Origin of the sequence: Streptomyces sp. NPDC006385 (assembly GCF_040612485.1) — a bacterium.
In the GTDB taxonomy this organism is placed as follows: domain Bacteria; phylum Actinomycetota; class Actinomycetes; order Streptomycetales; family Streptomycetaceae; genus Streptomyces.
The window spans coordinates 38081-52063 of the sequence record NZ_JBEXQG010000024.1; the positions used below are offsets into that span (position 1 = coordinate 38081).

General features: G+C 70.0%; 14 protein-coding genes. 7 read left to right on the forward strand and 7 right to left on the reverse strand.

Annotated elements, in window-relative coordinates; translation table 11 throughout:
* The 3 genes from ABZ078_RS20190 to ABZ078_RS20200 are packed head-to-tail and all read right to left on the reverse strand — an operon-like array spanning position 1 to position 2341.
* A complete protein-coding gene (locus ABZ078_RS20190; protein WP_356577074.1) occupies positions 1 to 552 on the reverse strand; it encodes an amino acid synthesis family protein in 552 nt (183 codons plus the stop codon).
* On the reverse strand, positions 549 to 1175 hold the full coding sequence (locus tag ABZ078_RS20195; protein ID WP_356577076.1) for an amino acid synthesis family protein: 627 nt from the start codon (positions 1173 to 1175) through the stop codon (positions 549 to 551). The genes ABZ078_RS20190 and ABZ078_RS20195 overlap by 4 nt, the downstream gene beginning before the upstream one ends.
* A complete protein-coding gene (locus ABZ078_RS20200) occupies positions 1172 to 2341 on the reverse strand; it encodes an LLM class flavin-dependent oxidoreductase (RefSeq protein ID WP_356577078.1) in 1170 nt (389 codons plus the stop codon). Before ABZ078_RS20200 ends, ABZ078_RS20195 begins: the two co-directional genes overlap by 4 nt.
* 315 nt (positions 2342 to 2656) lie before the next feature.
* Between ABZ078_RS20200 and ABZ078_RS20205 the strand changes: the two genes are divergently transcribed.
* Genes ABZ078_RS20205 through ABZ078_RS20220 form a run of 4 tightly spaced genes read left to right on the forward strand, consistent with a single transcriptional unit; the run spans position 2657 to position 6096 of the window.
* Complete coding sequence (locus ABZ078_RS20205) at positions 2657 to 4342, forward strand: BCCT family transporter (protein WP_356577080.1); 1686 nt, start codon at positions 2657 to 2659, stop codon at positions 4340 to 4342.
* Between the two features lie 56 nt (positions 4343 to 4398).
* Positions 4399 to 4827, forward strand: coding sequence for an ester cyclase (locus tag ABZ078_RS20210; protein ID WP_356577082.1), 429 nt, complete (start codon positions 4399 to 4401; stop codon positions 4825 to 4827).
* A 29-nt stretch (positions 4828 to 4856) separates the two neighbouring features.
* A complete protein-coding gene (locus ABZ078_RS20215) occupies positions 4857 to 5360 on the forward strand; it encodes a flavin reductase family protein (RefSeq protein ID WP_356577084.1) in 504 nt (167 codons plus the stop codon).
* A gap of 34 nt (positions 5361 to 5394) precedes the next feature.
* Entirely contained in the window at positions 5395 to 6096 is a 702-nt protein-coding gene (locus ABZ078_RS20220; protein ID WP_356577086.1) for a GntR family transcriptional regulator, read from the forward strand.
* A 153-nt stretch (positions 6097 to 6249) separates the two neighbouring features.
* On the opposite strand, the gene ABZ078_RS20225 is transcribed toward ABZ078_RS20220, so the two are convergent.
* The gene (locus ABZ078_RS20225) at positions 6250 to 7680 is read right to left on the reverse strand and encodes an APC family permease (RefSeq protein ID WP_356577088.1); all 1431 of its coding nucleotides are present in this window, start codon (positions 7678 to 7680) and stop codon (positions 6250 to 6252) included.
* Between the two features lie 260 nt (positions 7681 to 7940).
* Between ABZ078_RS20225 and modA the strand changes: the two genes are divergently transcribed.
* The 3 genes from modA to ABZ078_RS20240 are packed head-to-tail and all read left to right on the forward strand — an operon-like array spanning position 7941 to position 10728.
* Entirely contained in the window at positions 7941 to 8774 is an 834-nt protein-coding gene (gene modA, locus ABZ078_RS20230) for a molybdate ABC transporter substrate-binding protein (RefSeq protein ID WP_356577090.1), read from the forward strand.
* Complete coding sequence (gene modB, locus ABZ078_RS20235; protein ID WP_356577092.1) at positions 8771 to 9622, forward strand: molybdate ABC transporter permease subunit; 852 nt, start codon at positions 8771 to 8773, stop codon at positions 9620 to 9622. The genes modA and modB overlap by 4 nt, the downstream gene beginning before the upstream one ends.
* 47 nt (positions 9623 to 9669) lie before the next feature.
* A complete protein-coding gene (locus ABZ078_RS20240; protein WP_356577219.1) occupies positions 9670 to 10728 on the forward strand; it encodes an ABC transporter ATP-binding protein in 1059 nt (352 codons plus the stop codon).
* 27 nt (positions 10729 to 10755) lie between these two features.
* Here the strand turns inward: ABZ078_RS20240 and ABZ078_RS20245 are convergent, their stop codons facing one another.
* The 3 genes from ABZ078_RS20245 to ABZ078_RS20255 form a co-directional block, all read right to left on the reverse strand.
* Complete coding sequence (locus ABZ078_RS20245; RefSeq protein ID WP_356577094.1) at positions 10756 to 11463, reverse strand: VOC family protein; 708 nt, start codon at positions 11461 to 11463, stop codon at positions 10756 to 10758.
* 84 nt (positions 11464 to 11547) lie between these two features.
* On the reverse strand, positions 11548 to 13020 hold the full coding sequence (locus ABZ078_RS20250; RefSeq protein WP_356577096.1) for an ornithine decarboxylase: 1473 nt from the start codon (positions 13018 to 13020) through the stop codon (positions 11548 to 11550).
* Between the two features lie 229 nt (positions 13021 to 13249).
* Positions 13250 to 13939: a GAF and ANTAR domain-containing protein gene (locus ABZ078_RS20255; RefSeq protein WP_356577098.1), complete on the reverse strand. Its 690-nt coding sequence runs from the start codon at positions 13937 to 13939 to the stop codon at positions 13250 to 13252.
* Between the last annotated feature and the right edge of the window lie 44 nt (positions 13940 to 13983).

The window sequence follows — 13983 nt, forward strand, 5'->3', positions numbered from 1 at the left end:
TCACTGCTCGGTCGACAGGGGCGCGAGACGCGCCTGCGGGCGTCCCTGCCCGGCGGCCGCCAGGGCGACGACGATCTCGTTCCCGTGCGGGGCGTCGGCCACGCGGACCTCGATGCTCTGGTGGTGCGAGCGGATCGTGGCGTCGGTCTTGTGCTTGAGCGGGATGTCGAACACGGTGCCGGCGCCCGCCCGCTTCTCGACCGCGGGAAGCAGCGTGGTGGCCGCGGCGGCCTTGCGGAAGTGGTCGCCGAACTTGAGTGTGTGGATGAGGGCCGAGCCGTGCTCGATCTCCCCGTCGAGCCCGACGATGGCGGCCTTGCCGTATGCCTCCACCGGGACGCCCAGCGCCTCGACGACCCGTGGTGCGAGCAGCTTGCCCAGGTCGGAGGCGGTGGCGTCGATACCGGGCGCGAGGTCCTCCACGAAGCCCTCCCCCGCCCAGGGGTTCTCAATGACGGCGACGACCACGGCGCTGCGGGCCGGCGGGGTGACGGGACGGCCGCCCTCGGTGACGACCTCGTCGACGTAGGTGACGATCTTGCGGACGTTCATCGAACGGTCTCCAGGTTCTCGATCTTGTATCGGCTACGGGGGTGGTCCGCCAGTCTCACCTGCGGGTCGGCGGAGCGGTCGCCGATCCGGGCGTTGGGTCGCCCGCCGGAGGACCCGGCGGCGATGACGACGATCTCGTCGGCACGCGGTGCGTCGGGGACGCGGACGGTGATGGTCTGGTAGTGGGACCGCGTCGTGGCGTGGAGCTTGTGCCACATCGGCACGGTGAGGGGCGCCCCGGCCTCGGCCCGGTCGTCGGAGAAGACGATGACCGAACTGCCTTCGGTGATCTCCCGGAGGAGGTTTCCGAAGTACGGCGTGTGGATCAGCGCACCGGCATGCTCGGTCTCACCTCCGAGTCCGACGATCGCGGCCTTGCCGAACGCCTCGACACGGTCCGCCCCGCCCAGGGCGTCGACGAGGCGTGAGGTGAGTTCGTGCGCCAGCGGCGGCGCGACCTTGACGACCTCGTCGTTCAGGTCGTCGACCACGCCTCGGCCGGCCCACGGGTTGGTGATGACGGCCGCGACGGCCGCCCGGCGTACCGGGCCGGCGACCGGTACGCCGAGTTCGGTGACCAGGTCCTCGAAGACCGTGCAGATCCGGCGGATGTGGACGCTCACGACCGGGCCTCCGGTGCGGCGGCGTCGGTGCCGCCGGAGCCCTGCGAGCCGGTGAACTGCGGCATCACCTTCTCGCTGAACAGTTCGAGGCTGCGCATCGCCTTGCGGTGGTCGAGGCCGGGGTGGGTGGTCCACAGGAACAGGTCCTGCACGTTCAGCTCGTCACGGAGTTCGGCGATCTTCTCCGCCACGTACTCGGGGGTGCCGACGAGCTGGTTGCGGCCGTGCAGGAAGTCGAAGCTGAGCTGGTGGGCGTCGGTGAGTTCCTCGCCGTCCTCCATCAGGTTCGACAGGCCACGCCAGTGACAGACCCACCGGTAGGTGTTCATGACGGCTTCTTCGAAGCCCGCGCGCGCCTCCTCCATGGTGTCGGCGACGAAGACGTCGCGGACCAGCCCGATGCCCTCACCGAGCGCGAACTCCCGGCCGGCGGCCTCGCTGGCCGCGTCGCGGTAGAGCTCGAAGCGGCCCTTGAGCGCCGACACCGGGGGCAGCCAGAAGATGCCCTTGACGCCGTTGCGGGCGGCCCACTCGATGGAGGGGGGTGTGTCGATGACCTGCCAGAGCGGGAGCTCCGGCTGGAGCGGGCGCGGCGTCACCATCAGCTTGGAGATGACACCGTCGGTCATGAAGTCGGGCGACGGCGGGGAGAGCGGGTGGTTCCACTTCACGCCGGGAGCCGGGAACTCGAAGAACTCGCCCTTGTGGGAGAAGAACTCACCGCTCCACGCCGCCTTGAGCACCTCCAGGGTCTCCTGGAAGAGGGCCCTGTTCTTCTGCTGGTCGCGCGGGTCGGCCACGGGGTTGAGGTTCAGCGCCTCACGTCCGTAGAGACCGCGCCCGACGCCGACCTCGACCCTCCCGCCGGAGAGCTGGTCGAGCAGCGCGAGGTCCTCGGCGAGGCGCAGCGGGTGCCAGAAGGTGACGATGCTGGCGGCCTGGCCGATCCGGATACGGGAGGTCCGGGCCGCGATGTCGACACCCATGAGCACCGGGTTGGGGGTGAGCTCCTGGCCCTCGTGGCCGAAGTGGTGCTCGGTGTACCAGATGGACCAGAACCCCGCACGGTCGGCGGCGACGGCGAACTCCCGTGCCTCGTCCATGAGTTGGTGGTAGTCGGCGAGACGACCCGGGGCTCCCATCCCGTGAAAGATCGAGAAGCGCATCTACGTGTTCCTTTCGGTGGGGATGGGCCGGTACCAGGCGGGGCGTTGGCATACCAGATGACGCAGACCCGCGCTGTGGCATGCAAGGGACGGTAGGGCGGCGTCGGTATGGGAGTCAACCCATCCAGCAATTCCGGCATCTAGCGGTGATCAGCAGGCGGGCAAACATGCACATACATTGACGAATCACTCATACCCGGAGCGGAAAAGTTCCCCCGTCTCGACTTCTTGACAGTGCCCTGTGGCGTGCATAACGTCCGCTGGCATGCAAGCAGCCTCGGCTTGACTGCTGCCACAGCGCGCAAGGAGCGACCTATGTCCAGTCAGATATCGGAGCAGCCACAGGCTCCGGAGCCTGCCTCAGCACCGCCGGCGCCGTCCGCCCCCGGCACCGAGAAGGGACGGCTCGGCTCGGTCTTCTGGACCTCGGTCGGCGTCTCGGCACTCTTCGTCGCCTGGGCCATGCTGTTCACCGACAACCTCACCAAGGTGACGAACACATCGCTGAACTGGGTGACCGAGACCTTCGGCTGGGCCTACCTCGTGGTGACGCTGGGCATCCTGGTCTTCCTCGTCTTCCTCGCGTTCAGCCCGGCCGGCGACATCCGGCTGGGCAAGGATCACGACCGGCCCGAGTTCTCCACCCTCGCCTGGTTCGCCATGATCCTCAGCGCGGTCATGGGCATAGGACTGGTCTCCTACGGCGTGGCCGAGCCCATCTCGCACTTCGCCACTCCGCCGCACGGACTGGCCAAGGCGGGCACGCCCGAGGCCGCTGTGCGGGCGATGCAGTACTCCTACTTCGACTGGGGGCTGCACGCGTGGGCGATCTTCGCGGTGTTCGGACTGGGCATCGCCTACTCGACCTACCGCAAGGACCGCCGCGCGCTGGTCAGCCAGCTGTTCCACCCCTTGCTCGGCGAGCGCGTGAACGGGCCGATCGGCAAGGCCATCGACATCCTCGCGGTGTTCGCGACGCTGTTCGGCACGACGACGTCGCTGGGTCTCGGTGCCCTCCAGGTCAACAACGGCCTCGGCACGCTGTTCGGGATGCCCGTCAACTCCGTCAGCCAGGTACTGATCATCGCCCTTGTGACCGCCGTCTTCACGCTGTCGGCAGTGACCGGTGTCAGCAAGGGGATCAAGCTCCTCAGCGAAGGCAGCTCGATCCTGGCCATCGCTCTCTTCCTCTTCGTCCTGGTCGTCGGACCCACGGTGTTCCTGGCCAACCTGTACATCGAGTCCGTGGGCACCTGGGCGAGCGACTTCTTCCGCATGAGCCTTCAGGGCACCGCCTTCGGCGGCCTCGAATGGATGCAGTGGTGGACCTACTTCATGATGGCCTGGTGGGTGTCGTGGGGAGCCTTCGTCGGAGTCTTCCTGGCCCGCATCTCCCGCGGCCGCACCATCCGCGGGTTCATCACCGGCGTACTCGTGGTCCCCACAGTCGTGTTCTTCACCTGGTTCACGGTGTTCGGCGGCACCGCCATCCACATCGACATGTTCGAGGACGGCACCATCGCCAAGCAGACGGCCGCGGACATCAACAGCGCGTTCTTCGCGACCCTCGACCACTACCCGCTCGCGACCGTGACGTCCGTGGTCGCCATCGTCCTGGTCGTGATGTTCTTCGTCTCGGGAGCGGACGCCAACACCTACGTGCTGAGCATGATGACCTCGGGCGGTTCGCTCAATCCCCGGCGCTGGGTCCTCGTCCTGTGGGGCGTGCTCACCGGCGCCACCGCGATCGCCCTGCTCCTCGCCGGTGGCCTCAACGCCCTGCAGAACACGGTCATCGTCACCTCGGCACCCTTCCTTGTGATCATCGCCGGTCTGGCGGTCTCCTTCTGGAAGGAGCTGATCTCCGACCGCCGGCAAGCGGAGCAGGCCCTCACGGGCGCGAAATCCGCATCCGAGGACGGCACCGACACGCAGGACGGCTCCGGCGCGGCTGAGGCCGAGCTCAACTCCCCGCCGGCTCCCACCACTCCCGTCCGCTGACCCACAGGCGACAGCCCGATCGCCCCAACCCCGGTATACAGCCAGGAGGCAGTGACATGTCCGACGACGTCCGCAAGGGGCGGGTCATCAAGACCTGGGCCGCGGCCTGGGACCGCGGCGAGGTCGACGCGCTCGACAGCCTGCTCAGCCCGCGCTACCGCCGACGGAGCGCTCCCGCGGAGGAGGGCCAGTCCCTGACCGAGTTCAAGGCGTCGATCCTCGCCGCCCGCAGCGCCTTCCCCGACCTCACCACGACCATCGACGAGATCACCGCGGAGGGTGACCGTCTGGCGGTGCGCTGGCACAGCGTCGGCACGCACGAGGGGTCCTTCCTCGGCGTACCGCCGACCAACCGGTCCGTCGAGGTCAACGGGGCGACCTTCGCACGGTTCGAAGGCGACCTGGTGGTCGAGGAGTTCGTCACCTGGGACCCTCGGTCACTGCTCACCGCACTCGGCATCATCAGCGTCGGGGAGGACCGATGACCGTCACGTCGAAAGCCGCGGAGGCTCCCATGAACAGTGTCCACGTGAAGCCCGACCCGGACGTGATGAAGCAGGTCAACCGTCAGTTCGTCACCGGGGTGACGGTGGTGACCGCCATGGACGGCGACCGGCCCAAGGGTCTGGCGGTGAACGCCTTCGCCAGCATCTCGCTCGACCCGCCGACGGTGATGGTGTGCGTGCAGCGCACCTCGTCGACGTACGCGTGTCTGTTCCGGGCCGAACACCTCGCGATCAACATCCTCTCGACCGAGCAACTGGACGTCGTCACCCGCTTCGCCACCAAGTCCGACGACAAGTTCAGCGGTCTGGACTGGGAACCCGGTCGGTTCGGCAGCCCGCTGATCGACCGGAGCAGCGCCCAAATGGAGGTGGAGATCCGTGAGCGGCTCCAGGCCAGCACGCACACCATCTTCATCTGCCGGGTCGTCGACGCCACCGTCACCGACCGGACGCCGATGGTCTACAGCGCCGGGGGCTTCTTCGACGGCGGTGCGCTCACCGCTCTAAGTTGAACGTCATGCGCAGCGCGATTGAGGGAAAGGCTCGATGAAGAGAGTCAAGCAAGCGGCCGACAACGGGAGTATGCAGGGCCGCGTGATCGCCGAGATGCGGCGCCGCATCATCAGCGGTGAACTCCCGGCGGGCGGCAGCCTGTCCGAGATCGCGCTGGCAGAGGCCTTCGGGGTCAGCCGGACGCCGGTGCGTGAGGCACTCAAGCAGTTGCAGACCGAAGGGCTTGTCGAAATCCGGCCACGCGTGGGGACCTTCGTCACCGCACCTTCGCGTCGTGAGATCACCGAACTGTTCGAGATGAAGGAGTTGCTCGAAGGCGCGGCGGCCAGGCTGCTGGCGCAGCGCGGCCGCGTCCCCGAGCTCGACCGCCTCGAGAAGAACCTCATCGAGGCCGACGAAGCCGTCGCGGCCGACGACAAGGTCCGCTACGCCGAACTCGTGGAGGAATTCCACGACCTGCTGATCACGGGGGCGGACAACGCCAAGCTGGAGGCGCACTATCGCATCCTCATGAACCAGCTGGCCTACTCCCGGCTGGTGACGACATCGCTCAGTCAGCCCGGCCGTGCCCTCCAGTCCGACCGTGAGCACCACCACGTACTCGAGCTGATCATCGCCAAGGACGGCCACAGCGCGGAGCGGGTGATGCGCGATCACGTTCGCGCGAGCCGGCTGGCGCTCATGGCGGGGCTCGACTCGGCCGCGAACAGCACGCGGCAGCAGAACCGCGCGTGAGGACCGTCCACGCGGAGCCGATGGTTCCGGTCGGTCTGCTCCCGACGGTCCGCGCGCGGGTCGAACCCCCGGTCCGCACACGGGTGTTCGCCCGGCCGGCCGCCGGCACGACGGCCGGCCGGGCCTGGTGGGTCGTATGCCGAGGCCCCCGGTTCAGTGGTGTGTGCTCTTGTCCGGTTCGTCGGCGCCGGGGACGGCGGTGCGGCGGGCGGTGAACCAGGCGACCGCCCACAGGGCCACACCGATCAGCAGCAGGATGCCGGCGATGCGGTACTGGTCGGTGGGGCGTCCGGAGGACCAGGGCAGGACCAGGTAGAGGCAGGTGATCATGCCCACCACGGGCAGCAGTCGGCCCGCCCGGAAGTGCGGCGTCTCGACCTCGTCCCGGCGCAGGACGAGGACCGCCAGATGGACGCCCGCGAAGACCGTGAGCAGCAGCAGCGTCGTCGTCCCGCCCAGCAGGGCCACCACCGGGCTGTCCGGATTCAGCGAGACGAAGGTGATGAGACCGAAGGCGATGGCGGTGGTGAACAGGATCGCCGCCTGCGGAGTGCGCCGTACGGCATGCACCTTGGCGAGAAACGGCGGAAGCACCCCCTGCTTGCCCATGCCGTACAGCAGACGGCTGGCCATCAGCATGTTGATCAGCGCGGAGTTGGCGACGGCGAACATGGAGATGAAGGGCAGCAGGTCGGATATGGGGAAGTCGGGTGCGGCCGTCTGCACCACCGTGGCCAACGGGGTCTCGCTGGCGGCGAGTCGGCCGACCGGTACGACGGCGACGGCGCAGATGGACACCACGACGTAGATCAGGCCCGTGATGCCCAGTCCGGTGAACATCATGCGGGGGAAGATCCGCGCCGGTTCCCGGGTCTCCTCCGCCATGTTGACCGAGTCCTCGAAGCCGACCATGGCGAAGAAGGCCAGTGACGTCGCGGTGCTCACCGCCAGGAACACGTTCTTGTCGGCGGCGGTTTCGAAGGCGACGACACGGGAGAAGTCAGCGTTCCCGCCGACGATGAAGTAGCCGCTGATCAGGATGACGAGGAGCAGTCCCGCCAGTTCCACTGCCGTCAGCACCACGTTGACCTTGAGGCTCTCGGTGACGCCCCGGAGATTCACGAACAACACCAGGCACATGAAGCCGAGGGCGATCAGCAGGATGAGGCCGTCACCCGCGTCGAGCCCGAAGCCGGTGACCAGGTTGGCCGCGAACGCCCGCGATGCCGCCGACGCCGAGGTGATGCCGGAGCACATCACGGCGAAGCACACCAGGAAGGTCAGGAAGTGCTTGCCGAACGCCTTGTGCACGTACAGGGCGGCGCCCGCGGCCTGGGGGTACTTGGTGACCAGCTCCAGGTAGGAGAAGGCGGTGACCAGCGCGACGGCGAACGCCACGACGAACGGCAGCCAGGCCGCGCCCCCGACCTCGCCGGCGACCTGTCCGGTCAGTGCGTAGATCCCGGTCCCGAGAATGTCACCGACGATGAACAGCAACAGCAGCTTCGGGCCCATCACCCGCTTCAGCCCGGGCCGGTCGTCGGCGCTCGTCGGGGGCGAACTCGGCGAATCCGTTGGGGACATGACGTACTCCTTGTCAGCTGGCGGCCGTGGACCTTCGTCACTTACGGGCTGGTGACCTGATCGACCTACCCGGTGCGGGGTCGGGAATTCGGCTGAGCGGTGAGCAGTGGTCTGGCGGGTCCTGGACGCGCGTCCCGTACAAACGCACATGCCAACCGGGCAGATCACGGTCCCGGCTCATGCGAAGCGACAGGAGACTTTCTCCTCGCATCTGCGGCACTATCATCGGCACGTCAGGACCCAAAGGGAGTGGAGCCGTGATGACCCGTACCGCGCGTCGCAACCGCCGGACCGCGCAGGTGGCCGGCGCAGGCGCCGCCGCGCTGCTGGCGCTGAGCGCCTGCTCGTCGTCCGGCTCGGACAGCTCGTCGGCGCAGTCGGACTCCGCCGGGTCCGCCGCCTCCGACTCGGGCGGGGTCTCCGGAACGGTGACGGTCTTCGCGGCGGCCTCGCTGAAGGAGAGCTTCACGACGCTGGGCCGGCGGTTCGAGAAGGAGCACCCGGGCACCAAGGTGACCTTCAGCTTCGGCGGCAGCGACTCGCTCGCCGCGAGCATCACCGGGGGCGCCCCGGCGGACGTGTTCGCCGCCGCCAGCCCCAGGACGATGAGGTTCGTCACCGACGCGGGGGACGCGTCGGGCGCGCCCGCCACCTTTGTCCGCAACCAGCTGGAGATCGCCACCCTGCCGGGCAACCCCGACAAGATCGCCGCCCTCAAGGACCTCACCAAGTCCGGCCTGAAGGTCGTGCTCTGCGACCAGGAGGTGCCCTGTGGCGCCGCCGCCCAGAAGGCCCTGGACGCCGGTGGCCTCGACCTCACACCCGTCTCCTACGAGCAGGACGTCAAGGCCGCCCTGACCAAGGTCGAGCTGAAGGAGGCCGACGCCGCCGTGGTCTACAGGACCGATGTGCGGTCCGCGGGTGACAAGGTGGAGGGCGTGGAGTTCCCCGAGTCCGCCGACGCCGTCAACGACTACCCGATCGTCCAGCTCAAGGACGCCCCCAACGCCGAGGCCGCCCGGGCGTTCATCGCGCTGGTGCGGTCCGCCGAGGGCCGGCAGGTCCTCACCGAGGCCGGGTTCCTCACGCCGTGACCTCCGCCGACAAGTCCGCCGCCGCCACGGCCGACACCCTCCGGGGCGGACCACGGCGGCGGCGCGTCCGGACGGGCGTCCCGCTGCCCCTGCTGTTTCCCGCGCTGATCGGCCTGGCCTTCCTGATCGTGCCGCTGATCGCCCTTCTCGTACGGACCCCGTGGCACAGCCTGCCCCAGCAGCTGACCAGCGCCGAAGTGTGGCAGGCGCTCCAGTTGTCCCTCCTGTGCGCCACCGCCGCCACCGCGGTGAGCCTGGTGATCGGCGTGCCCCTGGCCTGGCTGCTGGCCCGCGTCGAGTTCCCCGGCCGCGGCCTCGTACGGGCCCTCGTCACCCTCCCCCTGGTCCTGCCCCCGGTGGTCGGCGGTGTGGCGCTGCTGATGGCGCTCGGCCGCAACGGCATCGTCGGGCAGTGGCTGGACTCGTGGTTCGGCGTCACCCTGCCCTTCACCACGGCAGGGGTCGTGATCGCCGAGGCGTTCGTGGCGATGCCGTTCCTGGTCATCAGCGTCGAGGGCACGCTGCGCGCCGCCGACCCGCGCTACGAGGAGGCGGCCACCACCCTGGGCGCCTCCCGCTTCACCGCGTTCCGCCGGGTCACGCTGCCGCTCATCGCGCCGGGCATCGCGGCGGGTGCCGTGCTGGCCTGGGCCCGGGCGCTCGGCGAGTTCGGCGCGACCATCACCTTCGCCGGCAACTTCCCCGGCCGGACCCAGACCATGCCGCTCGCCGTCTACCTGGCCCTGCAGAGCGACCCCGAGGCCGCCATCGCCCTCAGCCTGGTTCTGCTGGCCGTGTCCATCGCGGTCCTGGCCGGGCTGCGCGACCGTTGGATGACAGCAGGATGACCGAGACCACTGGCACCACCGACACCACCGACACCGATGGCGGCGGGATGACCGACACCGAGCACGCCGCCGGGCTCGACGCCCACCTCGTCGTCGAGCGCGGCGCCTTCCGTCTTGACGTGGCGCTGGCCGTGGCGCCCGGTGAGGTGGTCGCGCTGCTCGGCCCGAACGGCGCGGGCAAGACCACCGCGCTGCGCGCCCTCGCCGGTCTGACCCCGCTCACCGGCGGCCGTCTGCGGCTGGACGGCACGGAGATGGACCGTATGCCGCCCGAGTCCCGCCCGGTCGGCGTCGTCTTCCAGGACTACCTGCTCTTCCCCCACCTCACCGCCCTCGACAACGTGGCGTTCGGCCCCCGCTGCCAGGGCGCGGCCAAGGCGGAGGCCCGCGCGCAGGCCGCCGAGTGGCTGGACCGCATGGGTCTCGCGGACCACGCCGGCGCCAAGCCCCGCAGGCTGTCCGGCGGCCAGGCCCAGCGTGTCGCCCTCGCCCGCGCCCTGGCCACCCGCCCCCGACTGCTGCTCCTGGACGAGCCGCTGGCGGCCCTGGACGCCCGTACCCGCCTGGAGGTGCGGGCCCAACTGCGCCGCCATCTCGCCGAGTTCGAGGCCGTGGCCGTGCTGGTCACCCACGATCCGCTCGACGCCATGGTGCTGGCCGACCGTCTGGTCGTCGTCGAGGACGGCCGCGTCGTCCAGGAGGGCAGCCCGTCCGACATCGCCCGCCACCCGCGCACGGACTACATCGCCCGACTGGTCGGCCTGAACCTCTACCGGGGCGAGGCCGAGGGCCACACGGTCCGGCTCGGGACCGGCCCTGCCCTCACCATCGCCGAGGCCCTGGCCGGTCCGGTCTTCGTGGCGTTCCCGCCGAGCGCCGTCACCCTGCACCGTGACCGCCCGACCGGCTCCAGCGCGCGCAACCTCTGGCACGGGGAGGTGGCCGGCCTGGAGACCCACGGCGACCAGATCCGCGCCGACCTGACCGGCGAACTCCCCCTCGCCGCCGACCTCACCACGGTCGCCGCCGCCGAACTCGACCTGCATCCCGGCGCCGAGGTCTGGGCGACGGTGAAGGCGACACAGACCCACGCCTACCCCGTCTGACGCCGACGAGATGGGTGCTGCACCGCCTCATGGGTCCAGGTGGTGAAGTCGGACGGTCAGGCCTTCCGGGCTGCTCAACCGCACGACGGGGCGGCCGGCCTCCTCAGAGGAGAGCACGACACCTGAGGGGTGGGCACGTGCGACGCTGTCGGGGTCGTCGACGCCGACGGCGAGTTCCCACCGCGGGGTGGACCCCTCGGGTCCGCGTTCCGCCACGAAGTCGGCGCACGCGAGGCGGGCGCCCAGCGTCTCTCGGTAGAAGTGCCGGGCTCGGTCCGGTTGATCACAGGCGAGGACCATGCGTCGCGGTGCCCCCGCACAGCCGGGCGGAAACGCCCAACCGGTGAACCGGTATGGCTGCCACAGGGAGAAGGCGGCGCCCACCGGATCGGTCAATGTCGCCATACGGCCCTGATCACCCGCGTCGAAAGGAGCGACGACGAGGCGGGCGCCGTTCGCCGTCGCCGCTTCGGTGCGGCCGTCGACGTCGTCGACGGCCAGGTAGTAGGCGATGTGGGCGGGGGTGTCCGGTGGATAGACCGGATGCGCGAGGTCGCTCACGCCGCCGATCCGACGGCCGTCGACGGCGATCTTGGTGGCCCGGCGCCAGTCCTCCTCGTCCACCGCGAAGCTCCAGCCCAGGGCCTTCGAGAAGAAGGCGGCGGTGCCGGGCGGGTCGTGCGTCTTGAGGTCCATCCAGCAGAACTCGTTCACCGAACCCAGACGGGTGGTCATCCCCTGCTCCCTGTCGTCCAGGATGCAGCCTGTCGGGTGGCCGGACGACTTCGCAAGCGGGTTTCCGCCGCCGCGGGACGCCGGTCAGGGTTCCGCGACGACCCGTACGGTGTTCAGGCTCCGGTCCGCCGCGTCCGGGAGGAACATGCCGGCCTCGACTCCGGTGACCAGGTACTTCAGCACCGGCTCCGTCAGGCGTTCGCCGGGCAGGACCACGGGGATGCCGGGCGGGTAGGGAGTGATCATCTCGGCGGCGGTCCTGCCGACGGCCCGGGCGGTGGGGACCTTGGCATGCCGCGCGAAGTAGGCGTCCCGGGGCAGGCCGGCCTGCTCCATCCGCAGGTCGGCGGGGGGCGGGACGACGACCTGCGGGGCGTCCCTCAGTTCGTCGGCGTGGTCGGAGAGGTCGCGCAGTGCCGTGAGGAGACGCTCGGTGGTCCGCTCGTCGTCGGCGTGGGTGAGCTGCGCGCTGACACGCCGGTGGTCGAAGAGGTGGACGTCGAGGTGATGGCGGGCCCGCAGCCGGTCGGCCGCCCGGTAGCCGCTGGTGCCGAGTTCGCTGATGTCGATGACGACCGGGAGCGGGTCGAAGCCGGCGGCGAGGCCGGGACCGCAGAAGTCCTCGGCGTCGTTGACGTGCAGGCCGTCGATCGCCTCTATGGCGGTGCGGGTGCGTGCCGCCAATTCCATGGCCCCGCCCATGAGTGCGTGGCCGTGCTGGACCATCTGCCGGCGCCAGGCGTCGATGCCGGCGTAGATCAGGACGTTCGGGCTGGTCGTGCCGAGGAGATCCGCCCGCGAGGCCAGTTCGGCGGGGTCGATGAGCTCCCCCTGGAGGTGGAACACCGAACCCTGCTCCAGACCGCTGCCCATCTTGTGGATGCTGGTGACGCAGATGTCGGCGCCCGCGTCCATGGCCCACGTCGGCAGATCGTCGTGGAAGGGCAGGTGCGCTCCCCATGCCTCGTCCACGATGAGCGGCTTCCCGAGCCGATGGCAGACCTCGGCGACGCCCGCGAGGTCGGCCGCGGCTCCGTACGGCGTGGGGCTGGTGACCAGGGCTCCGTCGGCGTCCGGGTGCTCCCTGAACGCCTTCTCGTAGGCGGTCGCGGAGGGGGGATGGGCGATGTGCCGGGCGGCGTCCCACTGGGGTTCGACCCACACCGGCTGCACACCGGACAGGATGAGCCCGGCCACCACCGACTTGTGGGCGTCGCGCCCGACCAGCAGCCGGTGGCCGGGGCGCGTCACCGCCAGCATGGCGGCCTTCACCGACAGGGAACTGCCGCAGGTGGAGAAGAACGTGTGGTCCGCGTGCACCGCGTCGGCCATGAGTTCCTCGGCCCGCGTGAGCACTTGTCCCCGGGCGAGCCGGTCGTCCATCCCCCCGTTGGCCAGGACGTCGCCGAAGAAGACGGCGTCGCCCAGAACCGCACGGGCCCGCGGATCCGCACCGCGGGCCCGTTTGTGGCCAGGGGGCGTGAAGCCCAGCTCGTCGGCGTTCTGATACCGGGAGAGGGCTTCAAGGATCGGAGCCTCGGCGTGGTTCGCACCCATGCGGGGCGGGTTCCCCGGACCTCGGCCGGCATGCCGCCGCCGCTCCGCGTGATCGCGTCCGGACGCACGGTGTGCGAGGCTCGGCAGGTCACGAGTGGGGATTTCAGGTGTGGCCCAGGGCCCGGCAGGGGACTTGGTGGGCAGGTCGGGCCCAGCGAGTTCCCCTGGGGGCTGGCCCGGTCCAGGCTTCTCTGGTTCAGACCAGGAGCTGGGGAAGCCGCCCCTCCCGTCAGGCGACGCCGCCCCGCTCGCAGACCTGGCGGGCGACCTCACGGAGCTTGATGTTGTTCTCCTGTGAGTAGCGGCGCAGCACGTCGAAGGCCTGCTCCTCGGTGAGCCGGTGGCTGCCCATGAGGATGCCCATGGCCTCGCCGATGACATGGCGGGTGGCGACGGCCCGCTCCAACTGGGCGTGCGAGCGGGCGCTGGAGAAGGCGACCGCCGCGTGGGAGGCCAGCAGCCAGCCGGCCAGCTCGCTGTCCTCGGTGAACGCGCCGGGCTTGCGGGAGTACAGGTTCAGCGCGCCGAGGTCCTCGTCCTCCGTGAACAGCAGGAAGCCCATCATGCTGCCCACACCGAGCGCGCGGGCCCGCGGGGCGTAGGCGGGCCACCGCTGCTGCTCGTCCGTGAAATCGGCGATACGGAAGACCCGCGCCCCTTGCGAGGTGCGGGCGGCGTCGAAGCAGGGGCCCTCCCCCAGCCGTTCCTGGAGCCGGTCGCTGTCGATGACCAGCCGGTCGGTGGGGGAGAGCGTCGCCACGTGCTTGCCGTGGAGCACGAGAATGCCGGCCGCGTCACAGCCGCCGACCAGCTCGGTGGCCGAGGCGGTGATCCGGTCGAGCGTGGCGTCCACCGAATCCTGCGCCAGAAGGTCTCGCGCCAACGACGCCAGTTGCCGCGCGAACCGGCCCCAGTCCAACCCGTCCTCCCTTGCCCGCTTCGGCTGCACGCCTCGTATCCAGC

Excerpts from the sequence above, each read along its gene's own strand:
- ABZ078_RS20250 (WP_356577096.1), bottom strand. The coding sequence starts at position 13,020 with ATGGGTGCGAACCACGCCGAGGCTCCGATCCTTGAAGCCCTCTCCCGG.
- ABZ078_RS20225 (WP_356577088.1), bottom strand. The coding sequence starts at position 7,680 with ATGTCCCCAACGGATTCGCCGAGTTCGCCCCCGACGAGCGCCGACGAC.
- ABZ078_RS20190 (WP_356577074.1), bottom strand. The coding sequence starts at position 552 with ATGAACGTCCGCAAGATCGTCACCTACGTCGACGAGGTCGTCACCGAG.
- ABZ078_RS20200 (WP_356577078.1), bottom strand. The coding sequence starts at position 2,341 with ATGCGCTTCTCGATCTTTCACGGGATGGGAGCCCCGGGTCGTCTCGCC.
- ABZ078_RS20240 (WP_356577219.1), top strand. The coding sequence starts at position 9,670 with ATGACCGACACCGAGCACGCCGCCGGGCTCGACGCCCACCTCGTCGTC.
- ABZ078_RS20245 (WP_356577094.1), bottom strand. The coding sequence starts at position 11,463 with ATGACCACCCGTCTGGGTTCGGTGAACGAGTTCTGCTGGATGGACCTC.
- modA (WP_356577090.1), top strand. The coding sequence starts at position 7,941 with ATGACCCGTACCGCGCGTCGCAACCGCCGGACCGCGCAGGTGGCCGGC.
- ABZ078_RS20220 (WP_356577086.1), top strand. The coding sequence starts at position 5,395 with ATGAAGAGAGTCAAGCAAGCGGCCGACAACGGGAGTATGCAGGGCCGC.
- ABZ078_RS20205 (WP_356577080.1), top strand. The coding sequence starts at position 2,657 with ATGTCCAGTCAGATATCGGAGCAGCCACAGGCTCCGGAGCCTGCCTCA.
- ABZ078_RS20210 (WP_356577082.1), top strand. The coding sequence starts at position 4,399 with ATGTCCGACGACGTCCGCAAGGGGCGGGTCATCAAGACCTGGGCCGCG.
- ABZ078_RS20215 (WP_356577084.1), top strand. The coding sequence starts at position 4,857 with ATGAACAGTGTCCACGTGAAGCCCGACCCGGACGTGATGAAGCAGGTC.